Raw genomic sequence first — 25,517 nt, 5'->3', positions numbered from 1 at the left:
AGATCATTTAGCGGCAAAGCGGGAGATAGCCCGGCATCTCGGATGTCGGGTGGCGGTTGCGCACTGGACCCGAAGTGGTCGTGGTCGATAGAAGATCTGTCGGCCTGCCTGACGGGGGGTCTCGGACTCGTTTTCCCGGAGGGGTCGGCCGTGCGCCGTTTGTCACGCCGTGTATCGCAAAAGCCGTGGGCTCTCGGGGGAGGGGGCCTTCCTCGGCGCGCGGCTGGTCGTGCGCGGAACTGGGCGGCCGGATCCAACCGCATGTCCGGCTCGGTTCGGCGTTGGCCTGCTGCGCTGCTGTCGTTGTCTTTGGTACAGGCGGTGGTGCTCCAGCCCGCCGAGGCCTTCGCCCGCGAGCATGCCCCGTCGCCCGCCGCATCCGTGCAGGCTCCGCAGGTGCCGCAGCAGCGTTCGGACGACGCCGGACGGCAGGGGCACCAGGTTGGTGCGAATGAGACCTCGCGCCACGCCGACGGCGGCGTGGCGGCCGGGCACACGCCCGCCCCGGGAGAGGCGCCCGAGAAGACGGACCGTCAGAGCGGCGGCAAACCCCAAACGCCCGCCGCGCCCGAGCCGGTGAAGGGAAAGCAGGTCACGCCCCCCAACCTGCCCCGTCCCCATGCGGACAACGCGGACGGCTCACCGAAGCGCCAGGGCGAGGCTGCCGCAGGGCAGGTCGCGCCGACCAATGACTCCCCGGCGGCCTGGGTCGGCCCGACCGATCCGGCTGGCGGGGCCACCGAGGTCACCGGCGCCAGGACCTCCACCACCTCGGTTTTCCAGAACCCCGACGGCACCAAGACGATGCGCGTCTACAGCCAGCCCGTCCACTTCCAGAGGCCCGACGGGACCTGGGACAACATCGACACCGGCCTTTCCCACCGTCGGGATGGCCGCTGGGCCGAGGCCGCCAACGACCAGGCGCTCAGCTTCTCGCCGAGCGCCGACGGCACCGCGCTGATCGACTGGACACTGGACGCCGGCCACCGGATCTCCTACACCCTCCAGGGCGCCAAGCCGGTCTCGGCGACCGCCGCGGCGAACACGCTGACCTACCCCGGCGCGCTCCCGGACTCCGACGTCGTCTACAACACGCTCGCGCAGGGCATCAAGGAATCGCTGGTCCTGCACAGCGCCTCCGCCCCGGCGACCTGGGTGTTCCCGCTGAACACCACGGGCCTGTCGGCCTCCCTGGACGCCTCCGGCAACGTTCGCTTCACCGACGAGGCTGGCAAGGTCAGGATGACCATCCCGCACGGTTTCATGGAGGACTCGGCGCTCGACCCGCACTCCGGTGAAGGAGTCACCTCCAACGCCGTCACGTACAAGCTGACCGCCGTGGACGGAAAGCCCGCCCTCCAGATGGACCTCGACACGGCCTGGCTGAAGGACCCCAAGCGCGTCTTCCCTGTCAAAGTGGACCCCACCGGGCAGATCAACGGCACGCGTTCGACCTACATCGTGTCGAACAGCCGCATGAACCACGCGAGCGAAGCCAGCCTCAAGACCGGCAGCTTCAACGGGGGATCGTCCTACGACGTCAGCTACCTCGTCTTCGACTCCCTCGGCGCGAACCTCAGCAACAGGTACATCCAGAAGGCCGAACTGGACCTGAACGCGATCTGGAGCGGCGGCTGCCAGTCGCGCGACGTCGCCGTGCACGCCATCACCTCCCCGTGGGACCCGGGCAGCGTCAACGACCTCTCCCAGGTGTCGTTCGACCCCGTGGTGCTCGCCTCCGCCAACTTCGCCGCCCCCAACACCAACTACTGCCCGGGCTCACCCGTCACCGTGCCGTTCAACCTCGGAGGCGACCCGACCACGGCCGGAGTCCAGCTCGTCAACAGCTGGACCCACGGTGGCGGCAACTACGGTTTCGCGCTCACTTCAGACGCGAGCGACATCCAGGCCTGGAAGCAGTTCGACAGCGTCAACACCCAACACCCGCCGTTCCTGAAGCTGACCTACGTCGACTGGGCCGCCAGCTACTCGATCCCGCAGGACTACATACCGCCGACGGCCGTTACCGCAGGCTCGCAGCAGGTCACCATGACCAACCTCGCGGAGAACTGGTGGAATTCCAGCAGCATGCAGGTCAAGCCGCGGTTCTTCGACGCTAACTGGCACGAGTTCTGGCCGGGAGCGGGCACTACCACGGGCGTTCCGGGACTGGTCAAGACGGGGGATACGGCGACCTTCACCGCCACCATCCCGCCGATGGCGCCGGGGACCAGCTACCAGCTGTGCTGGGACGGCCTGGTGAACGGCACGTACTCACTCAGGGACGACTACGGTATTCCGTACCACACCTGCACCTGGGTCGCGGCCAAGAACGTCGACCCGCAGATCGACATGATGGTGCCGCTGTCGAACTCCGTGGTCAGCACCTTGTCCCCGCAGCTGTACGCCAGCGGCCACGATCCGGACAACTACCCGGGCACCGGGGTGGACTACAACTTCCGCGTCTACACCAACCCGTCCTCGGGCGACCCTCAGCTGATCGCCGAGTCGGGCTGGCAGCCGAACCAGACCTGGGCCGTGCCGGCCGGGAAACTATCCTGGAACAGCAGCTACCAGTGGACCGTCATGAGCGGGGACCACATCGGCGCCAGCCCGTGGTCGGGATACGCGACCTTCTCCACCCAGTTGCAGCAGCCCGTCATCACCTCCCACCTCGGCGGGGCCGCCGGCGACGCGGCGGGGCACGACTTCGACGCCCACGTGGGCAACTACACCACCTCCGCGACGGACGCGAGCGTGAAGACGGTCGGACCCGCTCTCACCGTGACCCGCTCGTACAACTCCCTCGACCCACGCACTTCCACGCTCTTCGGCGCCGGGTGGACGTCCGCCTTCGACATGCAGGTACAGCCGGACGCGGACGGCACCGGCTCAGTGGTCCTGACCACTGCCAACGGACGCACCGCGCGCTTCGGGCTGGGCAGCGGCAACGTCTACACCCCGCCGCCGGGCGAGTTCGCCTCCCTGACCAAGGTCGACACCGGATTCGACCTGACCGCCAAGGACGGCGTGGTCTACCAGTTCCACATACCCAGCGGCAGTGCCTTCGCGCTGTCCCGGGTCACCGACGCGGCCGGACACATCCAGGACCTCACCTACGCCAACGGCAAACTCACCACGGTCAAGGACAACGCCTCAGGCCGGGCGCTGCACTTCGAGTGGACGACCGACAACCGGCACGTCGCCAAGGTGTACACCGATCCCGCGGTCGGGACGGACTGGAACACCGCCCAGACCTGGACCTACGCGTACGACAGCGGCAACCCGGACCAGCTGGACAGCGTCTGCACCCCGCCGGCCGGAACCAACACCACCAGGCCCTGCACTGGCTACACCTACACCCCGGGTTCCCACCTGCGCTCGGCTATCCTCGACTCCGCCCCCGTCTCGTACTGGCGCCTCGGCGAAGCCTCCGGCACCACCGCGGCCAGTGAGGTGGTCGAGAACCAGGGCAACGACAACGCCACCTACTCCTCCAGTGGCGTGACCCTGGGTACCCCCGGGCCGGCGGCATCCGCGACGGCGGCGACCTTCGACGGAAGTACCGGCTATGTGACGCTTCCGCAGACCGCACTGGCCACGTCGTCCTACACATCGGTCGGACTCTGGTTCAAGACCACCGGCTCCGGCGTGCTTTTCAGCTACCAGACGGAGAGTTTCCCCGGCAGCGGCACCACGGCGGGCGACTACACCCCCGCGCTCTACGTCGGGATCTCCGGCAAGCTCCACGGCAAGTTCTGGGCCGGCTCCTCCAACCCCATGCAGTCCACCAAGGCGGTCAATGACGGCCAATGGCACTTCGCGCTCCTGTCCGCCTCCGGCGTCACCCAGACGCTGTACCTGGACGGCCAGGCCCAGGCCACACTGAACGGTCCCGTCCTCGCCCCGGGGCAGCGCGCCGGAGCCATCGGCGGCGGCTTCACCAGCGCCTGGTGGCAGGACAGCCCGTTCACCGACTTCACCGGCCGGGCCAGCTACTTCACCGGCAGCATCAGCGACGTCGCCTTCTACAACCGCACCCTCGGCGCCCCGACCGTCCAGGCCCTGTGGCAGGCCGGCAGCCAGCCCTCGACGGAGCTGTCCGGACTGAAGCTTCCCTCCGGCAAGACCCAGCTCGCCGCCGCCTACGACACCGTCAAGGACCGCGCCTCCCAGATCACCGACGGCAACGGCGGCACTTGGAAGCTCGCCAACCCGACCGTCTCCGGCTCCTCCCAGGAATACCGCGGCCAGGTCATGGGATCGCAGCCCGCCGGATACTGGCGCCTATCGGAGAGCCAGGGCGTCCAGGCCGCCAACCAGGTCTACAGCCCCCGGCCCACCCCCAACAACGGCACCTACTCCGGCGTGACCCTCGGAGCCGCCGGGCCGATGACGGGTTCCGCCGGGTCCGCTTCCTTCAACGGCAGCACCTCCTGGGCCGAGCTGCCGGCCTCCTACGCACCCCAGTCGGGCCCGGGAACGCTGGGCGTGTGGTTCAAGACCAGCAGCGCCGGCGTTCTGCTCAGCTACCAGTCCTTCCCCCTCGACGCGCCCCACAGCCAGTGGGGCCTGCACTGGAACCCGGCCCTGTACGTCGGCACCGACGGCAAACTCCACGCGCAGCTGTGGACCGGTGACGCTTCCCACACCATGGCCAGCGCCACCACGGTGAACGACAACAAGTGGCACTTCGCCGTACTGTCTGCCGACACCCCCACATCGCAACAGCTCTACGTGGACGGCGCTCAGAGTGCCGGCCCGCTGACCGGCAGCATCACCCCCAACGGCACCGAGCACGTCTTCGTCGGCGCCGGCGCCGTCTCCCTCGGCTGGCCCGCCGCCCCCAGTGACGACTCAGGCCACTTCAACGGCCAGATCGCCGACGTGATGGCGTTCCCGCGCGGCCTGGACAGCACATCGGTCGCAAACCTCTACCAGGTGGCCACCAGCGGCGGCGCCGCCCAGTACGACGCGGCCGTCGTCGACGCCCACCCCACGGGCTACTGGCGAATGGGTGACACCAGCGGCAACCAGGCCACCGAGGTCGTCTCCTCCGCGGCACTGGCGCAGAACCGGGGCAGCTACCACTCCACCACCTGCTGCCAGAGCGGTCCCTGGGCCTCCGGCACCTCCACGGCCACCGGCTTCGACGGCACCACCTCCTACATCCAGCTGCCGGCTAACACCGCTCCCAAGCCCTACGGCGCCACGACCGTCGAGCTCTGGTTCAAGACCAAGAGTCCCGGCGTCATCTACGGCTACCAGGACTTCCCGCTTGGTGCCGACCACCCGCAGGGAAGCAAGTGGAACCCCGCCCTGTACGTCGGGACCGACGGCAAGCTCTACGGAGCCCTGTGGACCGGTGACACCGCGAACGCTCTGGCCACCCCGGCGGCGGTCAACGACGGCGCCTGGCACCACGTCGCGCTCAGCGGTGACAGCAACGGCCAGACCCTCTACCTCGACGGAACCAAGGCCGCGGCCAGCACGGTCGCCCGTCCCATCACCTACAACGGATCCCCCTACGTCTACCTCGGTGCCGGCACGGACGACGGCGCCTGGCCCAACCACCCGACCGACGTGAGCGGCCACCTCAACGGCGCGATCGCCGAATTCGCGATCTACAGCTACCCGCTCACCCCGAGCGCGGTCGCCGCCCACCACAGTGCCGCCACCACCCCCGGCACCACCGGCGGCCTAGATGCCGCAGGCGCCTACCGTGCCGCCGTCGTCCAGGCCGGACCTATCCAGTACTGGCGCCTCAACGACCCGTCCGGCTCCTGGTACGCGGCCGCCGAACTCGGCACCGCCATGCCCGATCTGACCGCCGGCACGTACAGCAACGTCACTCTCAACGCCAACGGCCCGTCCAACGACTACGGCAACCAGCGCGCGGCGGTCTTCAACGGCACCACCTCGCAGATCCAGCTCCCGTCCAACGCCGCGCCCACCCACGGCCCCGCCAGCATGGAGCTCTGGTTCAACACCACCAGCGGCGGACCGCTCTACAGCTACCAGGACTTCCCCGTGGGCGCCCCCCTCGGGAACAGCTGGAACCCGGCCCTGTACGTCGGATCGGACGGCCGCATCCACGGCGAGTTCTGGATGGGCTCCGGCGCCGTCATGACCTCCGACCGGACGGTCAACGACGGCAAGTGGCACCAGGTGGTCCTCGCGGCCGACGACAGCGGCCAGACCATCTACATCGACGGACAGCCCAGCGCCTCCGACACCAGCGGACGCAAGATCACCTTCAACGGCACGCCGTACGTCTACCTGGGCGCCGGCACCACCACCGGCTGGGGCTGGCCCGGCGGCGGCGCCGACCACTTCACCGGCAGCATCGCGGAAGCCTCCTACTACACCAGCCGGCTCGACGCCGCCACGGTCGCCGCCCACTACAAGGCCATGGGCAACGGCGGCACCGCCACACCCGTCACCACCGCCACCGTCACCGACCCCACCGGCAACACCCTCTCCTACCGCTACGACGCCCGCACCGCCAAGCTCATCGCAAGCAGCGACGCCTGGGGGCACACCACCCGCTACACGTACGACACCAACGGCTTCCTCTACACCGTCACCGACGCCGACGGTCACACCGTCACCACGGGCCACGACGACCGGGGCAACGTGCTCTCCCGCACGACCTGCCAGGACACCACCCACTGCCACACCAGCTACACCCACTACAACCTCGACGCCACCGCGGACCACCTCGGAGCCCTCAACGACACGGTGACCGACCGCAGCGACGCCCGCTCCAACGGGCCCGGGGACGCCACCTACCGCACGCAGTACACCTACGACCCGGCTGGCGAACTTCTGTCCACGACCGTGCCAGCCACCGCCGACTTCCCCCAGGGACGCACCTCCTACGTCGCCCGCACCAGTGGCAGCGAGACGGCCATCGGCAGCGACGGAAAACCGACGACCGGAACCCAGCCGGCTGGCCTCGTCACCTCGCAGTCCCCGTACGTCGACCACACGGCCTACCCCAACCAGGCGTCTGTGCCGGCGAACCTGAGCACCGTCAACTCGTACAACGCGGCCGGCGACCTCACCAAGACCGTCAGCCCGCTTGGCCTGGTCACCACCTACAGCTACAACAACCTCGGCCGTCTCACCTCCATCACCGAGAGCTGCGCCAACTGCGGCCCCGGGCAGACCCCGACCACGTCCACGACCAGCTACACGTGGGACGGCCAGGGCAACCCGCTCACCCGCACGGATCCGGCCACGACGGACGCCGTCACCGGCACCGTTCACACCCGCCGGACCACCACCACCTACGACACCGACGGCAACCCCCTCACCCAGACCGTCGCCGACCTCACCGGCGGTGACACCCCGCGCACCACCACTTGGGCCTACTCCAGCGCGACCAGCCAGCTCACGAAGGTCACCGATCCGGCCGGCCGCTCGACCAGCTACACCTACGACAAGTACGGCAACAAGGCCACCAGCACCGACGCAGCCGGCACCACCTACAACTACGACTACGCCCCGATGGGCTGGCTCCAACAGGTCACCATCGCCAACTACACCGGAAGCCCCACCAACCCGATAGACACCCGTCCGCAGATCGTCGAGTCCCGCGCCTACGACCCCGCCGGCCGCCTGGCCAAGGTGACGGACGCGATGGGCCGCTCCACCCACACCTACTACAACGACGACGACACCGTCGCCGAGATCGACGCCGACGGATTCCACAACTTCGACCCCGTCGCGAAGGCCTTCGACGGCACCCTGCGCAACGTCGTCCTGCAGCAGAACACCTACGACGCGGCCGGCCACCTCACCCAGCGCGTGACCGGCGGCGGCAAGACCACCGTCACCAACACCTGGGACGCCGCCGGCCGCGCCACCAGCACCACGGTCGACCCCGGCGGCCTCAACCGCACCAGCAGCAACACCTACGACGCCGCCGGCCACGTACTGCGCTCCACGATCACTGACGGGACCCAGACCCGGGAGAGCGACTTCACCTACGACGTCGCCGGGAACGTCACCACGCAGACCGCCAAGAACCCGCCGCAGGACTCCACCACGACCTTCACCTACGACCAGCGCGGCCTGCCGATCACCCGAACCAGTCCCAACGGCAACGTCAGCGGCGCCAACCCCGCCGCTTACACCGTCGGGTTCCTCCACGACGAGGCGGGTCAGCAGGTCGTCACCACCGAACCTCCGACGGCCACCACCACCTTCAACCCCGTAACCGGCCAGCCCCTCACGCTGACCGTCGCCCCCCAGACCCGCACCGGCTACAACACCTTCGGCGAGAGCGCCGAGACCAAAGACCCGACCGGCAACATCGTCACCACCACTCACACCTTCGACGCCACCGGCGAACATCTCGCCGTCGCCAGCAACACCTATACCGCCCCCGACGCAAGCGGTACCTTCACCGCCGTCACCCGCACCGACTTCGACGCCATGGGCCGCCCCAAGGTCCTCACCGATGCCAAGGGCAATACGGCCACCAACACCTACGACCAGCTCGGCAACCTCGTCGAGAAGGACTTCCCGGCCATCGGCGGGGTGATCCCCAAGTGGCTCTACAGCTACGACCTCGACGGTGAGATTCAGTCGGCCACCGACCCGACAGGCGCAGTCGTCCTGTCGACGTACGACGACCTCAGTCGCCCCGTCACCATCAGCAAGCAGGTCCGTCAGACCACCCACGGCACGAGTGGCGCCACCCCCGCGGTCTACACAGGCAGCTTCGGCTACGACGACGCCGGCAACCGCACCAGCGTCATTACCGCCAACCGTGAGACCACCCTCAACTCCTACGACGCAGCAGGGGAGCTGACCAGCACGACCGACCCGCTGGGCAACACCACGACCACGGCTTACGACCTCGTCGGCGCTCCGGTACGCACCACCGCGCCCGCGGACTCACCCGGCCGAGTCGGACGCGCCGCCGCCACGACGTACGACCAGGTCGGTCGCCCGGTGAGTATTGCCAGCCTCGACGAGAGCGGGGCGGTGGTGTCGACGAGCCACATCCAGTACGACGCCGACGGAAACGCCCTGGCATCCACCGATGCGGACGGCAACACACGCCACACCGAGTACAACGGGCTCGGCCAGCCGGTCCGACAGATTCAGCCGGTGGACGCCACACACAACATCACCACCACACTGGGCTACGACGCCGCAGGCCACCGCACGGTCTACACCGACGGCAACGGGCAGAGCACCTACTTCACCTACAACGCCCTCGGGCTGGCGGAGTCCACCATCGAACCGGCGACCTCCGCCTACCCGAACCTCGCCGACCGCACCTACACCACGGCATACGACCCGAACCTGCAGCCGGTCACCGCCCTCAAGCCGGGCGGAGTGAAGATCCAGACCACGTACGACACCTCAGGCCGAATCACCACCCAGAGCGGCAGCGGAGGTGAGGCGCCGACCACCAACCGCAACATCGGCTACGACCTCGCCGGACGGATCACCTCCATCTCCACCCCGAACGGCCCGCAGACCTTCAGCTACGAGGACCGCGGACTGCTGTGGACCAGCTCCGGCCCACAGGGCCAGGCGAACTTCACCTACAACGCCGACGGCCTCCTCGCGTCCCGTACCAATGCGGCGGGCACCGCCAACTTCGCCTACGACGTGGCGGGCCGCCTGAAGTCCTTCGCCGACCCGCTCACCGCAAGCACCGTCGGCTACGCCTACAACCCGTCCGGTACCTTGCAGTCGGTCACCTACGGCAGCGGCACAACCCGCTCATTCACCTACGACGGGAAGCAAAACCTCGCAAGCGACACCCTCAGCACGTCAGGCGCTACCAAGGCGTCCCAGACGTACGGCTACTACCCCTCGGGTCGACTGAAGACCCAGAACACGACCGGGCTCGCCGGCACACCGAACGCCAGCTACACCTACGACCAGTCGGGCAGGCTGTCCACCTGGAACAAGGGGGACAGCGCCACCTCCTACAGCTACGACGACAACGGCAACCTCACCAAGTCGGGTGCCACGACCGCGACCTACAACCAGCGCAACCAGCTGCTCACCGCAGGGTTGAACACCTACACCTTCACCGCCCGAGGGACCAGGTCGTCCGTCAGCAGCGGCAACACAACAGCCACTGCCCTCTACGACGCGTTCGACGAACTCGTGACGCAGGGAAGCCAGACCTACTCCTACGACGCCTTCGGCCGACTGGCCTCCACCGCGGGCCGCACCTTCAGCTACGACGACTCGAGCAACCACCTCGTCACGGACGGCGCGGAGACATACAGCCGCACCCCCGACGGCGGCCTTATCTCCGTCGGTGCCGCCGGCACCGCCAACTTCACCTACAGCAACCGGCACGGCGACCTCGTCGGCACGTTCACCGCCAACAGCACCGCCATGGCAGGCTCCGGGGCCTTCGACCCGTGGGGCAAGCCCGACGGCACAGCCACAACCGGCAGCCGGATCGGCTACCAAGGCGGCTGGACCGATCCAACCAGTGGACAGGTCAACGCGGCCAGCCGCTGGTACGACCCTTCCACCGCCGAGTTCACCAGCCGCGACTCCGCCCAACTGGCCACCGGCACCACATCGGCCGCCAACCTCTACGCCTACGCGAACAGCGACCCGATGAACGCGGCCGACACCAGCGGACACCGCGCCTGCGTTCCGTTCCCCATAGCGGCACCCAGGGGCGGCGGCGGTGACGACGGGGACAACGAGGACCCCACGCCGCCTCCCGCAGTTTCGACGCCCCCGCTGGCCGTAGCGCCGCAGCCTGCCCCGGCCCAGCCTGACTACGCTCCCGCTGCCCGGCAGCAGTACGACATGCAGCAGATGCTGGAACAGCAGCACCTGAACGATGCGATGCATCCGTTTGGCTACTCCGGTGGTTCGCTTGATGTGCCGTCATGGGGGTTGTATGCCTCTCCGCTGGGTGCCGGAGCAATCCCGGAGATGTTCGGAAGTATCCCGTGGGGAGGGATCTTCGAAGGGGGCGCCCTTGCCCTGAACCCGTTCTCCCGGAGCAGCTGCGACACGCCAACCGGCCACCAACACCCACGGCCGCACGGCGGTGGGTCGGCGAGCCCCAGCCGCCCCCAGCCCGACCCCCACACGATCGAACCCGTCCCGTGCACGCACTGCTCCACCTCCGCGCCCGCCGGCACACCGCTCAACGGCCCGGAACTCGGGCTGACGCAGCAAGGAAAGCCGCTCCCCGAGCTTGGTGGGCAGACGCTGCTCGACCCATACCAGCCGGGGGCAGTGACCAATGATGGCCTGTTCCTGTGGCCTCAGGACGCGGCTATCGCGTACAACCCTAAACTTGACGAGCAGGACAGCGAACAGGGATGCCGTTCGACCAAGAAGACGTGGGTCTACTACCAACCGCGCGATCAGGCGGGGAGAGCAACCGGTGTCACTGCCTGTCTAAATGCCGCAGATATCGACTATCAGGACCGGGGGCGTAAGCCGGATCCGAATAAGAACACCTTCATCATCGGTGGTGACACTCGCTCGACAGCCGCCGGTACCTATGATCCGCCGGGGTTTGTTGATGGAACCAAGCAAGCTCGGGGCCACCTCCTCGCTAGGCAACTGGGCGGCTCAGGATTGGAGATGAGGAACCTGGTGCCCCTCTACACGAACGCAAACTCCGTCGTTATGAAGAGCTACGAAGATCAAGTTCGAGCGGCGCTCGATCGCGGAGAGACGGTCTATTTCAGCTCTCAGGTCGAGTACTGGGACAAGACAAATCCGGATCCGCGCCGAATATGGTTCAATGCACGTGGGACAGGTACGCTGAACATCAGCGTGCCCATCGATAACATATAGTTGTGTGGCTGAAGGATAGAGATCTTGGGATTTATCGAAGAACTAGCGGCGCTCGGCGGTCTGGCTGAGGCGCGCAACTTTGTGGTGCCCTGGCAGGACATCGAGCGAGAGCTCGGCATCGGAGTGCCATCCGACTATGTCGAATACGTTGGTCATTTCGGTCCGGGTGGCTGGAGCAACTACCTGGGCGTGCTGATTCCGGGGGTGGCGGATTCATCCAGCGAGCTTGTGCACCAGTCGAAGAGTCTGAACGAGCTGCTGACCCAGCATCCCATCATCCGTGAGCAGCAGCCGTTCCCCATATTCCCGGAGCCCGAGGGCTTGCTGAGGTGGGGCAACTGCGCGACCGCCGAGACATTCCACTGGCGCGTTGACGGGAATGCTCCGGACTCATGGTCCACGGTGGTGCTCGGGGACACGAAGGAGGAAGTCTACGAGTTCCAGGGACCGATGACGGAGTTCCTGGTAAAGCTGTTCGACCGCCGGATTGAGATTCCGTTTATGACTCAGGTGCCAAAGAGGACGGATACCCGGTTTATGCCAGGGGAGGGGAGCCCCTTGAGCCCACGCTTCCGTATCGAACCCCTGGGTTACTTCGCGAGCTGAGCCAGGACTGGGAACGGCGGGTGGGCCTCAACGCAACTGGGGCGGTCCGCGCGGCGAGATCGACGCTGATCTGGTTGTGGGCGTTCAGACAGGCGATGGTCAAGGTTTTCACCTTGTGCCGGGCGGGTTCGGTGTGGGCGGGGGTGGAGCCGAGTAGGGCGATGGCGGGCTTGGCGCTGTCGGAGGGCGGCGTGCCGGGATCCGGGGCGTCGAGCCCGATCGCGTTCTTCATCCGCTCGGGCGTCCGGTAGTCCCGATTGCTCGCGGCGACGGCCGAGCCGGCGGCGGTGCCATCGGACAGCGTCGCCACGGAGATGCCGGAGTCGCTGGATGCCGCAGTCGCCCGGGCGACCGGCGCGCTGGGGGTGCCTGGTGGCTGGGCCGCGGCGGTCCTGGCACCGGCGACGGCCAGTATGCCGCCGTGGCCAGCGAGAACAGTGCACTCGGCCGCAGGAAGCCGCGCTTGACCCAGGCCGAGGCCGTTGAACCGGCCGAGCCGTCCCGGCCGGGACGGACCGCGTACCGGCGCGAGTCTGCGAACCCGAACGGGTCGACCACCGCGCTGCGGGCCGATGTCCTCGGCGCGCTCGGTGTCCTCAAGGCCGCCACCGCCGACCAGCTCCAGCGCCTGCTGCGCCCGCAGGCGGCGTCGAACACCGTGATCCGGCAGGCGCTGCGCGATCTCGCGCTGCACGGCCTGGTCGCCTCGGACGGCAACACCCGGGACCGGCACAAGACGTGGCGGCTGGAGAGCACGGCCGGACTGGAGGCGGCCGGGCACGTCGTCGGCGTGCCCCGTGCCGACATGGGCTCCACGGCCCGGGGAGCCGGGTGCGGGGCCTTCGACCGCGAGGCGCGCAGCCGCCCGCCCGGCGGAGCCTTGGCGGCGCTCGCGGTGTGCTGGGGCGCGGATGCCCGCATCCAGTGGGCCCCGCAACGCTCCTACGCGAATCGTGGCAGCTTCCGCGCGCCCGGGGGGGAGGGTGCAGTGTCGCGGCGGCCCGCGGGAGGCAGGATGAAGCGGGGCCTGTGGCGTTGCCTTCCCGCGGAATGAGGCGATGAGCCCTATGGGTATTGCTGCGGTGCGTGGTCGCTCGGTGTCGATGGACACAGCCGTTCCGGCCGCCTGCCGGAGCGGCATCTGGCCGCCCTGGACACCTTCGACGAGGTGCTGGCCGACCGGACATGACCGCACGCGTGCAGCTTCGGCGCGGCGACCTGCTCCTGATGGCCAACACCAGCGTCCTGCACGGCCGCACCGCCTTCACCGACCCCTGCGACCCCTCACAAGCCCGCTACCTCGTACGCGCCTGGGCCGACTGAGCCCACGCCCACCGCCAGGCACCCGCCTTTCCCCAGCAAGCAGGCCGGGCTGCGCCGCACGGACGTATGCCGCGACGCCCGACAACGGATCGAAGTCCGGGATCCGGGTCCGAGGTCCGGCATGGACACGGATCGCATCCCACCAGGAGGTCACCATGTCGCTGCTGTTCCTGCCCAAGGCAGTCCTGCTGACCGCGGTCATTGCCGCGGCCCTCGGACCGGCTGCCCGCCCTTCACTGCCCGGCCGGTGGCTTGCCCTCTCGCGGGCCCCTGGCCACAGTCAGCCCGGCTCCGGGGCTTCTGCCGCTCTGACACCGACTGTCCGAGGCCGCCCAGAGCGCCTTGGCGGACCACCCGTATCAGGAGGTGCACCCGTGCCCGCCCGTGTTCTTGGCACAGTACAGGGCCGCTGTCCCGACTGCCACGTCGTGCGATGGCTGCGCTCCGACAGCGGCCGTTGCGCCTGGTGCTCCAGGACCTGCCCGGGCTGCGCAGGGACACGGCGCGCAAACGCCGAGCGCTGCGCCGCGTGCGACCGCCGCGCCGCCCAAGGCCCCGGACGAGGTCCGTGCGCGCACTGCGGCCGGCGCCGGATCTTGGACGCCGCCACCCAGCACTGCCGCCCCTGCCGCACCCACGACCCCGGCACCGCCGCGCCACCACCTTCGTGCGAGGCCTGCGGACGGCCCGGCCAGTGGATCAAGGGCCTGTGCAAGGCCTGCTACCAGCGCTCGGCCCGGACCGTGATCGCCCGCGCCCAGGGCTGGACCCGCCGCCTCACCGACACCCCGCTGTGGTGGCAAGACCTCGCCGACCATCTCGCCACCCACCGCAACCCCATGTACGCCGGCGACGTCATCGCCCGCACCGCCCGACTCCTCCACCTCCCACCCGCCCCCACCCCTGCCGTGCTCCTCAGCCGCGCACACGACCACGACCCCCAACTCGCCCGAGCCCTCACCGACTTCTTCACCACCCATGGCCACCTCGCCCCCATCCCCGAAACCGACACCGAGGACCTGCGCGCCGCCGCCCGCCGCCAGCGCCGCCTCGACGCCACCCCCGCCCCGCTGCGCCCCGCCGCCCGGGCCTTCGCCGACCACCTCCTGGCCGAACGCGCCCACGCCATCAAGCACGGCCTGCGCCCCAAGCAGCTTCGGACCATCGAGGTACGCCTGACCACCGTCCGCGACTTCGCCCTGCACTTGCACGGCCAGGGCACCACCACCTGGGCGAGCGTCAATACCCACGATGTGGATGCGTTCCTGGCCCGTAATCCGTGCCACCGTACCGCGCACCTGGCCGGCCTGCGCCAGTTCTTCTCAGACACCCACCGCACCGGCCTGATCCTCCACGACCCCACCGCACCGCTGGACGCCCCGCAGCACCGCGGGTTCCGCGGCCCCACCCTCACCCTCGACCACCAGCGCGCCCTCTACCGACGCTGGACCACCAACCCGGACACGCACCCCCACGAAGCCCTCATCGGCCTCGCCGCCCTCCTCCACGCCGCCACCACCACCGAACTACGCCACCTGACCGACGACGCCCTGGACACCGGCCGCCGCACGCTGCACTTCCCCGGCCGCCCGGCACCCGCCCCGCTCGACACCGCGACCTGGCAAGCCCTGCAGCGCTGCCTGGACCACCGCACCCGCACCGGGTCGGCCAACCCCCACATCCTCACTACCCGCCTCACCGCCACCACCCGTGCCCCCGCCGGCACCGCCCACATCCGTGACAGCCTCACCCCCGTCGGCCTACTGCCGCGGATCCTGCGCTCCACGCGTCTGCTGACCCTCGCCGTCCAACTCGACATCGAACTGCTCACCGCGGCACTCGGCATGTCCTACTCCGGCGTCACCCCCTATGTACGCGCGACCGAAGGGTGAACCGTCACCCGGCTCACGGACAGGACGGCCGCTACCTCGCCCGAGCACGGGGGTCCCGGGTTCACCGCTATGGTGCGACCCCCGGTCGGGAAAACCAGTGTGCCCGGCCGTTTTGGCGGAGGAGGATGGGCGGCCCCGGGCGCGCCTCCGGCGCGATGACGCCGACGACGAAGCGATGCTGGAGATGATGTTGAGCAGCCTCCTGGAGCCCTTGGACGAACCGCAGTCGCTCCTAAGGCTTGTCTGATAATTGATCTTGTGGCAGGTCGAGGCGAGTTGACGGACGCGGCGTGGGAGCGGATAGAGCCCCTGTTGCCGCAGATGGACGGGCGCGGTCGTCCGTGGCGTGATCACCGGCAGGTGGTCAACGGTGTGTTGTGGCGGCTGCGGACCGGGGCGCCGTGGCGTGATCTCCCGGATCGGTACGGGCCGTGGCAGACCGTCTACGAGCGGTTCGCCCGCTGGGAGGCCGATGGCACGTGGGCGAGGCTGCTGGAGCACGTCCAGGTCCGTGACGACGCGGTGGGCCGGGTGGAGTGGGCCGTCTCCGTCGATTCCACGGTCAACCGGGCCCACCAGCACGCGGCCGGCGCTCGCAAAAAGGTGCCCCTATGGTTTTCGTCAAGCGGCGGTGACGGCCGGGGGTTCATAGAGGGTGCCGTCTCGGAGCATGGCGAAGAGCACGTCGATGCGTCGGCGGGCCAGGCAGACGAGGGCGGCGACGTGGTGCTTTCCCTGTCGTCGCTTCTTGTCGTAGTAGGTGCGTGATTCGGGCTGGGACAGCGACGCGAACGCGGCGAGGTAAAAGGCCCGTTTGAGCTGCTTGTTGCCGCGGCGGGAGGGGCGCTCGCCGCGTATGGAGGAGCCGGAGCTTCTGGTCACTGGTGCCAGTCCGGCGTAGGCGGCCAGGTGACCGGCGGTCGGGAAGGTGCCGGCGTCGCCGACGTCGATGAGGATGCGGGCTCCGGTCCTGACCCCTATGCCGGGCATGGAGGTCAGGACCTGGGAAAGAGGGTGGGCCTCCAGCAGTTCCTCGATGCGGGCGCCGAGGAGTTTGCGCTGGTCGAGCACGGAGCTGAGTGAGCCGGCGAGGCTGGGGACGATGAGCGCGGCGGCGTCGGTGCCGGGCACGACGACGCTCTGCTCGTCGAGGGCTTCGAAGATCTCCTCGACCAGGCGCTCGGCCAGTCGTGGGGCTTTGGGCCGCAGCAGTGTGACCAGGCGGCGTCTTCCGGCTTTCCTCAACTGGGCTGGACCGCCGTGGCGTTCGAGCAGGGAAAGGACGGCGGGATGGTCCAGCCTGGGGCCAAGAACCCGCTCCAGCGAGGGGTGGATCTGGGTGAGCAGGCCACGCAGCCGGTTCTTGATCCTGGTGGACTCGGCGGCCAGGTCGTCGTCGAACCCGACGATCATCTCCAGCTCGGCGACGGTCTCGTCGGACATCGCCAAGTCGCGGAGCGTGTGCGGCATCGTTCGCGCGGCGTCCGCGATGATCACCGCGTCTCGGGCATCGGTCTTGGCCTCGCCGGGGTAGAGGTCGGCGATACGTCGCATCGCCAGGCCGGGCAGGTAGGCGACTCGGCAGCCCGCGTCGCGGGCCACGGCCATCGGCAGGGCTCCGATCGAGGCGGGTTGGTCGACCACCACCAGCACGGTGCCGTGCTTGGCCTGGAGCTTGCCGAACACCTCACGCAGCTTCGGTTCGGTGTTGGGCAGCCGCTTGTCGAAGACCCGCTTGCCAGCCGGGGTCAGGGCGGTGGCATGGTGCTCGCCTTTTCCCACATCCAGGCCCAGGTAGACGTCGATGTCACCCGTGTCGATCACGCGCACTCTCCACAGTGGTCGTGCCCTCCCCGGCCTCACCTGCGGCATCAGCGTGCCGGCATCCACGTTACGAAGAGCCTGCGTCACCCGGGACGGGATCGGCGCGCGTGCCCCTAATCAGCGGTCTGCCAATGCCTCCGGTACCCGGTGACAGCACCTTTTCGATCATGATCGACTGGGGCCACAAGTCATGCCGGGCCCGGCGGCCGGGAGCCCCGTTGCGGGGCCGTGAAAAAGGTAACGGGCCGCAAACGGGGACGAACTGGAAGATCCGGGCCGCTCGCAGACGCGCCAGGCCCTCGGCCGGTCCCGAGGCGGGCTGACCACAAAGGTCCACCTCGCCGTCGACGGCCGGGGCCTGCCGCTGTCGATCGTGCTCACTCCCGGCAACGTCAACGACGCGACCGCGTTCGGCCAGGTCCTCGACGGGATCCGGATCCCTCGTCCGGGCCCGGGCCGCCCCCGCACGACGCCGTTGCGGGTGCTGGGCGACAAGGCCTATTCCAGCCGGGCGATCCGCCACCTGCTGCGGCGCCGGGGCATCGCCGCCACGATCCCCGAACGCCGCGACCAGGCCGGCAACCGCCGACGGCGCGGATCCCTCGGCGGCTGGCCACCCGCCTTCGACAAGGAGGTTTACCGCGACCGCAACGTAGTCGAACGATGCTTCGCCCGCCTCAAGCAGTTCCGCGCGATCGCCACCAGGTTCGACAAGCTCGCGGACCGCTACCGAGCAGGAATCGTCCTGGCTTCCCTGATCCTCTGGCTTCGCGAACCAGCCAGATGATCATTTGTCAGACAAGCCTTAGTCCGCACGGTCTGGAGCCAGTTCCGGAATAGCCATCGGTTCCCCGTCTACTCCTATGTGGAGTACGTGATGCGCCGCGCCGGGCACAACGCCGCGGCCGTGCTGCGCAGCTTCCCCACCGTCGGGGGCCACCTGCGCGCCTTCGGGGAGGGGTATAGCGCGGTCGGCTGGCAGCATCAGGGCACGCACATCCCGCCGGAGGCGGAGGTGTGGCTGACCCTCGCCGGTCTCCACCACGTCGGCGCACCGGTCGATGTGGTCGACGTATTGCTCACCTACATGCGCGCGCTGACGAAGGTGCAGGGGCTGATCCTGGAACACCCCTTCGACGTGCCCGACCTCGGCCTGGACCTCACGGAAGTCCTGCAGTACACCGCCGACCCAGACCGCAGCGCTGGCTGTCTACCTTGGGTAACAGCCGTGGCCGAACACGAGTGGCCCGGCCTGCGTTTCTCCCGCACTCCCGGCACGATCACGGGCACCGGCACGCTCGGCTACCTTCCCGCCGCCGACTTCCACACCACCGACGACTACCTCGCGGCCGTCTCGGTCGCCCTCGCCCAGCCCGAGCTACCGGCCACGCTGCCGTACGGGGACGCCCGGGCCCTGCTGCGCGCGGCCAACTTCCTCGACGTCACCCACGAACTGGTCGTCGGCACCCCGGTGGTGGAGCGGCCGCCGATGGACCGCTCAAGCCTCCTCGCCCTGCCCGCAGCCACCGAAGCCGACTTCCACACCGGCGTGACCGTTCTCGCCGAGCTCCTCGGCAAGCTCAAGATCCCGGGCAAAAACCCGTCGCACGCCCTGGGCCGACTCGAACAGCACCTAGTGGCCCAGCTGCCAGCCATCGACCAGGCCATCGTCCGCGAAGCCGTGCACACCCTGGACCAGATACGCCACCTGCGGAACTCCACCATCCACACCAAGCCGGCTCCCACCCTGCTCCAGGCGCACGAAAGCCTCGGCCTCACCTTCCCCATCACCGACTTCGCCACGGCCTGGGACAGTGTGCGGGCCCACGCTGAGCAGGCCTTCGGCGCACTGCAAGAGGCGATCCAGGCCGCTCGGCCCGCTCAGGCCGAGGACGGGAACACGGCGAACGGGGCGACCACCGTCTGAAGGAGACGACTTCCGGCGCGCCAGGCGCCAGCAACGCCTGGAGGCCGTTACCCACAGGGTGACGGCCTCCAACGCCTTCTCGGGGCCGACGCAGCGTGCTGCCGGCCACGGACACCGACCTCGTCCGGGCTCGTTCTACCAGGCCACTCCGAGGGCCTCCAGCTGCCCGTTGTTCCGGGCTGAGCTTGTCCCGGCGGGCCTTTCGGTTGTTCTTGTTCAGCCAGGCCCCGAGCGACGTCCCGCCCTCCTTGTGCGTGCGCGGCACGCGAACGTGCCCCTCACGCTCGACGAAGGCGGTGAGGGCGGCCAGGCCCTGCTGGAAGCGGTCGGCGCGAGATACCTTCGGCTTCGCCTCGGCGGCCTGCTTCGCCGCCACCAGCTCCTGGTCCTCCTCGATGCCGATCGCCGACAACAGGTCCCGCTGGTCTGCCTCCAGGCCTAGCCAGCTGGCGCGCTGCGCCTTCACCCACCGGCCGAGCTGCTCGCCCTCGAACACCGTTTCCAAGGGCAGCGGGGCCCAGTTGACCCGCCCGTCGGCTTCGAGCCACCACTGCCGGGCCACCGCGTAAGTGTGCTGCCAGGTGATCGGCCGCGTGGGGCACGACGTCACCGGCCTCATCCGGCCCGGCGACGAGGACCGCAGCCCGTATGTCACCGGTCCGGCTTGGCCTCTCGGCGACGGGTACTCCGACGACCCGCCCTTCTGACCGTCCCGACGGGGTAGAGGGCCCGCCGCTGGGGACGGTCTGAAAGATCTGCGAGACGTACTGGCGGCCCCGCTACACCAAGGCACCTCAGCTCGATCACCGCCAGCGCGTGCGTGCCTGCCGTCCTTGCCGGGGGCGCCTCGTCGCCGTCGTCGGGCCCCGCGTATGCGGCCGGTGGGCTGGTTCTGCCGGCGGGTGCTGCTGCACGGGAGTGGGGTGCAGCGGTCACAGTGGCCGGTGCCAGTTGCGGTAGGTGTGCGGGGGTCTGGCGTAGCCGCTGTCGCTGAACGGGTGTGGCAGCGTGCCGTCGAGGGTGCCGGCCAGGAAGTCGCCGAAGCCCGCCGCGAAGCGGACCCAACGTTCCTCCCCGTAGAGGGGCTGGCGCTTGAAGACGACGACGTCCCAGCTGTCCGGGGCGCGGGTGTTGCAGAGCCAGAAGGCCACATCGCCGTTGGAGCTTCTCGCGAAGGGGAGAAGCCTTCCCTCCTCCAGGTCCTGCGGGGAGGTGCCGGTAAGGGCGGCCGGCTCTTCCCTCGGGTCGAAGTCCAACCCGTCGACGAGGTCGCCGTACGGGGAGCCGTTCACCGGCGGCGTGCTGATGCCGAGGTACTCGTCCAGCTCGCCGCCGCCGTAAAGCGTGACGAAGTCGCGGTGGTCGACGGGCAGGCGCAAGCCTGTGGTCCGCATGAGCTCGTCCCAGTCAACGGTGTCGCCCGGGGTGCCCGGTTCCCCGATCAGGGCCGAGAGGCGGGTGATGGCCGGATGGACCATGGCGGTGTCTCCTCCGTGGATGGCGGGGCTTCGACCGGTCACCGTAGTGCCCGGCGTCCCGCCTGGCGCAGCGCTGCGCCCGGGACGGCACCGCTCGGGGGTCTGACCCCATGCCTGGCTGACGCTTCGGCTGTCCTTCGCTGGAATCGTCGACCTTTCGGGCGGTGCCGCCATGCACGCAGCCGGTCGGGCGTCTGTGCGTCGTGTGGACGAGTTGCGGGAGGAGGCCGACCGTAACCAGGCTGAGCTAGCCGTGGCCGAGCGGGACTGGAAGGAGTGGGTCATCGCCCGCAACCGGGTTGGCGAGGTTCTGGCCCCGACCGACGGCGGTGTTGCAGGCCTCGGCTCGTCGGAGGACCTGCGGGATCCGGGTGAACCGGAGATGCGGCCCGAGGCCCCGGACGCGGCGAAGCCGAAATCGGTGGTTGCCGATGTGGCGCTTCGGGCTGGCCTGGTCGGCATTTTCGGTGGACGGGGCTTCCCCCGGGAACGTGGCCAGGCAATCGCTCGGCATTGGTGAGCACCCGCTCCTCGATCACGATCGCCTTGCCGGGCTGGGCTCGGCCCGCGTGTTGGATCGGTGTCTCTGGGGTCAGCAATTCTGCTGGGTGCAGTTCCTTTCAAGGGAAGGGTTGAGTGGGCCTCGGCGCGTGGGGCGGGCCAGGGTCACCAGCTCTTGATCATCGTGCTGCTCGCTCGCGTTGCTCAAGCCACTCGAGGTACCAGGTGCCGAAGGTGTGGCGGTTTCCCTCTGCGTCGACGTACGGCTCGAAGGGCGGGTTGACCGCGCACTCTCGGTCGCGGACTCCTCCCTGGTGAGGGCCGACGACGATGAGCCAGCTGGTCATCCCGCATCCGTTGTCGCTGATGAGGACCGCACCCCGGCCTCGCTCCAGGTGCCAGAGCTCCTCGCCGGCGTCGCCGAAGGCCTCGTGGTAGTCGTCCAGGTAGTCGTCGTCTTCGTCCCGGGTGGTGGGTTCGTACCCGGCGGCGCGAAGGGTCGCTCTCTGCTGGTCGGCCCAGTCTTCCGTCTCGACGAACGGTCCGCTGGGGTCCAGCAGCCAGTGATACCCGTCCCAGAGCCATCCCCACTTCCCATCGATCCGGCACAACGACGTGAGGTGGCCCGGTCCGGGGCCGCCCGCCCCGACCTCCGCCAGAAACGTGCGGTACTCCTCGGGGAGCGCGATACCGAACTGTGCCTCGGCCTCGGCGATCTCGGCGGTAGTCAGGACAGGTTCGAATGTCGGGTATCCAGACGGCCCAAGGCCACGGGCTCGGCGCTCGGCTTCCTCCACGGCAATGACGCGTTCCCGGACTTCCAACCAGTCCACGTGCGTGTTCACGGCTCTCCTATCGACGGCGAGCACGGACGTTAGCGCCTGCCGCCGACATCCGACCTCCGTCTGGGCTGTGTTCGGGGCTGCTCGTCTCTACCGTGGTGGGGAAGGAGGGGTGACAGATGGGCTCGCTGTTCGAGGAGTTGGAAGCCCGCGAGGCAGCCGCTCGGGGCAGGGTGGAAGAGCTGGAAGCCGAGCTTGCTGAGCTGTCCCGGAGGTTGGAGTTGGCCCGTGAGGGGCTGGAGCGCCTGCGAATCACGCGGGAGACGGTCACCGAAGTGCTCGCCGAGATGGAGCCGGAGATGCCCGTCGCGGCGGTCGACGCCGGACAGCCGCGGTCAGCAGAGCGGGTTGTGTCGGCGTATGCGGGGGCCGCGCGGCAGGTCATCGGGGTGCTGACCGTGCCGAACTGGCAGCCCGGGATGCTGGCGGACGTCCTGCCGTCGGCATACCGCGACATCGTGGAGGTGGTGGCCGATGCACCGGGGCCGATCCGCGCCAAGCAGATCGTGCCGAGGATCGGGCTTCCGGCCGAGGCCGGGAAGATCGAGGGCACCCGATCGAAGCTCAAGCGGCTGGTGGAGCGGGGCTGGCTTGACGAGGAGGCCCCAGGGTTGTTCACCCCGGCTCGCCGCCGGACGGCCGATTCGCCCAACTCCCGCTGAGAACAGGGCTCTTCCGCCTACATTCGACGGTGCGACCCATATCGGATGCAGGACAGGAAGAGCCCCGGAGATGACACCGTACGACACTCATGCCACCACTGACCCCTTTGCCCGCTCCATGAGCGCCTTCGAATCGCTGATGCACACCCTGTCGGGCGGCGATGCGAGCGTGTGGACTCACGCCGAGCTGGAAGAGCACCTCGACGCGGCCGGCCGGGAGCTGTTACGGCAGCTGCTGCAGGACCACCTTGACCTACGCGCCCGACGGGAAGAGGAACAGATCCGCGCCGGTGGCAGACCTGCCGTGATGGGACCGGAGGGACAGCTGCGGCCCTGGCGGGAGACGGGACACTCGCGCTGGCTGGCCAGCGTGTTCGGGCTGGTCCGCGTCACCCGGGTCGCCCACCGGGGACCCAGCGCCTGCAACGTCCACCCCGCCGACGCCGAGCTGTCGCTGCCGGCGGGCCGGCACTCGATGGGCCTGCGTCGGCTCGCGGTCACCGAAGCCGTCCGCGGCTCGTTCGACCAAGCCCAGCAGGCGGTCGAGCGCCGCTGCGGGAAGGTGCTCGGCAAGAGGCGGCTCGAAGAACTGGTGGTCGCGGCCGCCGTCGACGCCGACGACTTCTACCGCGCCAGAATCCCAGTCCCCAGCAGCCGGAATATGCCGCTGGTGGTCCAAGTCGATGGCAAAGGCGTGGTCATGCGGCCCGAAGCCCTGCGCGAAGCCACCCGCCGTGCCGCCGCGAAAGCCGCGGGCGGTCACCGCGCACGGCTCGCGCCGGGCGAGAAGCCGAACCGGAAACGGATGGCCACCGTGGCCTGCGTCTTCGACATCCGCCCCGCGCGCAGGCGCCCCCACGACGTGATCCACCCGCCTGGCGGCCGAAGCGGCGAGCGCCGGTCTCGCCCCGGGCCGAAGGCCGAGAGCAAGTGGTGCACCGCCTCCCTGGTCCGCCCACCCGAACAGGTCATCGCCGATGCCTTCGACCAAGCCCAGGCTCGCGACCCGAAGCACCTGCGGCCCTGGATCGTCCTGGTCGACGGCGCCCGCCACCAGCTCGACCTGATCACCGCCGAGACCAGCCGACGCGACGTCACGGTCCACGTGCTGCTGGACTTCGTCCACGTCGCCGAGTACGTCTGGGCAGCCGCCCACGCCTTCCACAAACCCGGCACCACCGAGGCAGAAACCTGGGCCGCCGACCACCTGATCACGATCCTCGCAGGCCAGGCCGCCCGCGCCGCCCAAGAGATGAAGAATCAAGCCGACCATCAAGGACTGCCAGCCGCCCGGCGCGAGGCCGTCGACGCCTGCCACCGCTACCTGACCGGCCACCTCGACCAACTCCGCTATGACACCGCCCTCGACAAGGGATGGCCAATCGCCACCGGCGCGATCGAGGGCGCATGCCGGCACCTGATCGGCGATCGACTCGACATCACCGGCGCCCGCTGGGGCCTGCCCGGAGCCGAAGCCGTCCTACGACTACGCACCCTCGTCTCCAACGGCGACCTCGAAGCCTACTGGCGCTTCCACACCGCCCACGAGCACGAGCGCCTCTACCCCACCGACCAGCACAACCTCGACCTCACCGCTTGATCACGGGCTTCCTTGCGGACAGACTGCAACGCATGAGGTTCACAGGCGCGCCCGCCGACACATCGACCACCGGCGACGAAGCCGACCTCTCGAAGCTGGGACAGGCTCAAGAGTGAGCGTCGACCTGCCCTTCTTCCGCTACCACCCCGACCCCCTTGCAAGCGGATCCATCCGCGCGAGCACCGACGAGTGCGTCTGTTGCAACCGCAGCACCGGATGGATCTACACCGCGACCTTCTACACAGCCCAGGAGGTCAACAAGAGATTCTGCCCCTGGTGCATCGCTGACGGCAGCGCAGCTGAACGATTCGAGGGTGATTTCACCGACGCCTACGGGCTTGACGGCGTCAGCGAGGAGACGCTGGAGGAGGTCACCCGCCGCACCCCCGGCTTCCACGCCTGGCAGGATCCGCACTGGCTCGTCCACTGTCATGACGCGGCCGCCTTCATCGGCGAGGTCGGGTACACCGAACTGGCGGCTCATCCCGAGGCGCTCGACCAGCTTCGGAGCGACCTGCGAATGGACGGTTGGCGCGACCCATCCCAGCTTGAGTGCTTCCTGAGCGACCTCGGCCAGGGAGCAAGCGCCATGCTCTTCCGCTGTACCGTCTGCGGCACGCACCTCGCTTACGCCGACGCCTCATAGCTGCCCCGCGCGACCTTCCCTTCAAAGGATCCGCACCCTCCAGCTTCTTGTTCATCTGGTACTCCCTCTGTGACGGAGCACCCCCGTGTGGAGCGGCTCCGCCCCTTCGTGTCCGGGAGGGCACCAGGACAGGAAGCAGGCAGCCTGGGGTTTCCGGAGCCCTCGCCCGACCGACCGAGGGCTCCCGGTCAGGACGCGGCTGGCGTCCGCTCATTCGCGGGCGCGGGCGACGGGTGACAGCAGTCGGCCCCGGCCACCATGCGGTGGTCGGGGCCGAGAAGGCCGCGCGGGCGGAAGCGTGAGCGCCGGGCGGGTCACCCATGCCGGTCGGGCGCGGTCGGCCAGGGTGATGCCGTGGATGGCGGCGAGCGCCAGGACGCTGTCGACGCTCTCGCCCGCGCG

Annotated in this window: 14 protein-coding genes and 3 pseudogenes; 12 read left to right on the top strand and 5 right to left on the bottom strand. The window is 69.1% G+C overall.

What is annotated here, in order from left to right; all coding sequences use genetic code 11:
• Window positions 1–303 precede the first annotated feature (303 nt).
• From ACGF07_RS32930 to ACGF07_RS32905, 6 genes and pseudogenes are all read left to right on the top strand, one after another.
• On the top strand, window positions 304–11,814 hold the full coding sequence (locus tag ACGF07_RS32930) for a LamG-like jellyroll fold domain-containing protein (protein ID WP_392904873.1): 11,511 nt from the start codon (window positions 304–306) through the stop codon (window positions 11,812–11,814).
• A gap of 24 nt (window positions 11,815–11,838) precedes the next feature.
• Entirely contained in the window at window positions 11,839–12,420 is a 582-nt protein-coding gene (locus ACGF07_RS32925) for a hypothetical protein (RefSeq protein WP_392904870.1), read from the top strand.
• Between the two features lie 463 nt (window positions 12,421–12,883).
• Window positions 12,884–13,474: a hypothetical protein gene (locus tag ACGF07_RS32920; protein WP_392904868.1), complete on the top strand. Its 591-nt coding sequence runs from the start codon at window positions 12,884–12,886 to the stop codon at window positions 13,472–13,474.
• A 32-nt stretch (window positions 13,475–13,506) separates the two neighbouring features.
• A complete protein-coding gene (locus ACGF07_RS32915) occupies window positions 13,507–13,743 on the top strand; it encodes a TauD/TfdA family dioxygenase (RefSeq protein WP_392904866.1) in 237 nt (78 codons plus the stop codon).
• Window positions 13,744–14,339: 596 nt separating this feature from the next.
• Window positions 14,340–15,635, top strand: a complete 1,296-nt coding sequence (locus tag ACGF07_RS32910) for an integrase (RefSeq protein WP_392904864.1) — start codon at window positions 14,340–14,342, stop codon at window positions 15,633–15,635.
• Window positions 15,636–15,893: 258 nt separating this feature from the next.
• A pseudogene (locus ACGF07_RS32905) lies at window positions 15,894–16,238 on the top strand (IS5 family transposase); the annotation flags it as partial.
• Between the two features lie 18 nt (window positions 16,239–16,256).
• On the opposite strand, the gene ACGF07_RS32900 reads toward ACGF07_RS32905, so the two are convergent.
• The gene (locus tag ACGF07_RS32900) at window positions 16,257–17,507 is read right to left on the bottom strand and encodes an IS110 family transposase (RefSeq protein ID WP_392904863.1); all 1,251 of its coding nucleotides are present in this window, start codon (window positions 17,505–17,507) and stop codon (window positions 16,257–16,259) included.
• A 196-nt stretch (window positions 17,508–17,703) separates the two neighbouring features.
• On the opposite strand from ACGF07_RS32900, the pseudogene ACGF07_RS32895 reads away from it, so the two are divergent.
• Both ACGF07_RS32895 and ACGF07_RS32890 read left to right on the top strand, forming a co-directional pair.
• Window positions 17,704–18,268 (top strand): annotated as a pseudogene (locus ACGF07_RS32895) (IS5 family transposase); the annotation flags it as partial.
• Between the two features lie 68 nt (window positions 18,269–18,336).
• On the top strand, window positions 18,337–19,386 hold the full coding sequence (locus ACGF07_RS32890; RefSeq protein WP_392904860.1) for a hypothetical protein: 1,050 nt from the start codon (window positions 18,337–18,339) through the stop codon (window positions 19,384–19,386).
• A 175-nt stretch (window positions 19,387–19,561) separates the two neighbouring features.
• Here ACGF07_RS32890 and ACGF07_RS32885 read toward each other — a convergent pair.
• Both ACGF07_RS32885 and ACGF07_RS32880 read right to left on the bottom strand, forming a co-directional pair.
• Window positions 19,562–20,005, bottom strand: a pseudogene (locus ACGF07_RS32885) (helicase associated domain-containing protein); the annotation flags it as partial.
• Window positions 20,006–20,318: 313 nt separating this feature from the next.
• Window positions 20,319–20,864, bottom strand: a complete 546-nt coding sequence (locus tag ACGF07_RS32880) for an SMI1/KNR4 family protein (protein WP_392904857.1) — start codon at window positions 20,862–20,864, stop codon at window positions 20,319–20,321.
• 205 nt (window positions 20,865–21,069) lie between these two features.
• On the opposite strand from ACGF07_RS32880, the gene ACGF07_RS32875 reads away from it, so the two are divergent.
• Window positions 21,070–21,384 carry a hypothetical protein gene (locus ACGF07_RS32875; RefSeq protein WP_392904918.1) on the top strand — a complete coding sequence of 105 codons (315 nt, stop codon included), beginning with the start codon at window positions 21,070–21,072 and terminating at the stop codon, window positions 21,382–21,384.
• Between the two features lie 160 nt (window positions 21,385–21,544).
• Here the strand turns inward: ACGF07_RS32875 and ACGF07_RS32870 are convergent, their stop codons facing one another.
• Window positions 21,545–22,210, bottom strand: coding sequence for an SMI1/KNR4 family protein (locus ACGF07_RS32870; RefSeq protein ID WP_392904854.1), 666 nt, complete (start codon window positions 22,208–22,210; stop codon window positions 21,545–21,547).
• 116 nt (window positions 22,211–22,326) lie between these two features.
• On the opposite strand from ACGF07_RS32870, the gene ACGF07_RS32865 reads away from it, so the two are divergent.
• The 3 genes from ACGF07_RS32865 to ACGF07_RS32855 all read left to right on the top strand — a co-directional run bounded on the left by ACGF07_RS32865 (window position 22,327) and on the right by ACGF07_RS32855 (window position 25,115).
• Complete coding sequence (locus ACGF07_RS32865; RefSeq protein ID WP_362563676.1) at window positions 22,327–22,869, top strand: hypothetical protein; 543 nt, start codon at window positions 22,327–22,329, stop codon at window positions 22,867–22,869.
• A 70-nt stretch (window positions 22,870–22,939) separates the two neighbouring features.
• The gene (locus tag ACGF07_RS32860) at window positions 22,940–24,469 is read left to right on the top strand and encodes an ISKra4 family transposase (RefSeq protein ID WP_392904852.1); all 1,530 of its coding nucleotides are present in this window, start codon (window positions 22,940–22,942) and stop codon (window positions 24,467–24,469) included.
• A 112-nt stretch (window positions 24,470–24,581) separates the two neighbouring features.
• Window positions 24,582–25,115, top strand: coding sequence for a CbrC family protein (locus tag ACGF07_RS32855; RefSeq protein ID WP_362563885.1), 534 nt, complete (start codon window positions 24,582–24,584; stop codon window positions 25,113–25,115).
• A gap of 210 nt (window positions 25,116–25,325) precedes the next feature.
• On the opposite strand, the gene ACGF07_RS32850 is transcribed toward ACGF07_RS32855, so the two are convergent.
• A partial coding sequence (locus tag ACGF07_RS32850; RefSeq protein ID WP_392904849.1) for a hypothetical protein occupies window positions 25,326–25,517 on the bottom strand: 192 nt, incomplete at its 5' end.

Origin of the sequence: Kitasatospora sp. NPDC048194 (assembly GCF_043202455.1) — a bacterium.
In the GTDB taxonomy this organism is placed as follows: domain Bacteria; phylum Actinomycetota; class Actinomycetes; order Streptomycetales; family Streptomycetaceae; genus Kitasatospora.
Note: the sequence above shows the minus strand (reverse complement) of the source record. Positions and strands in the feature narration are given on the sequence as shown.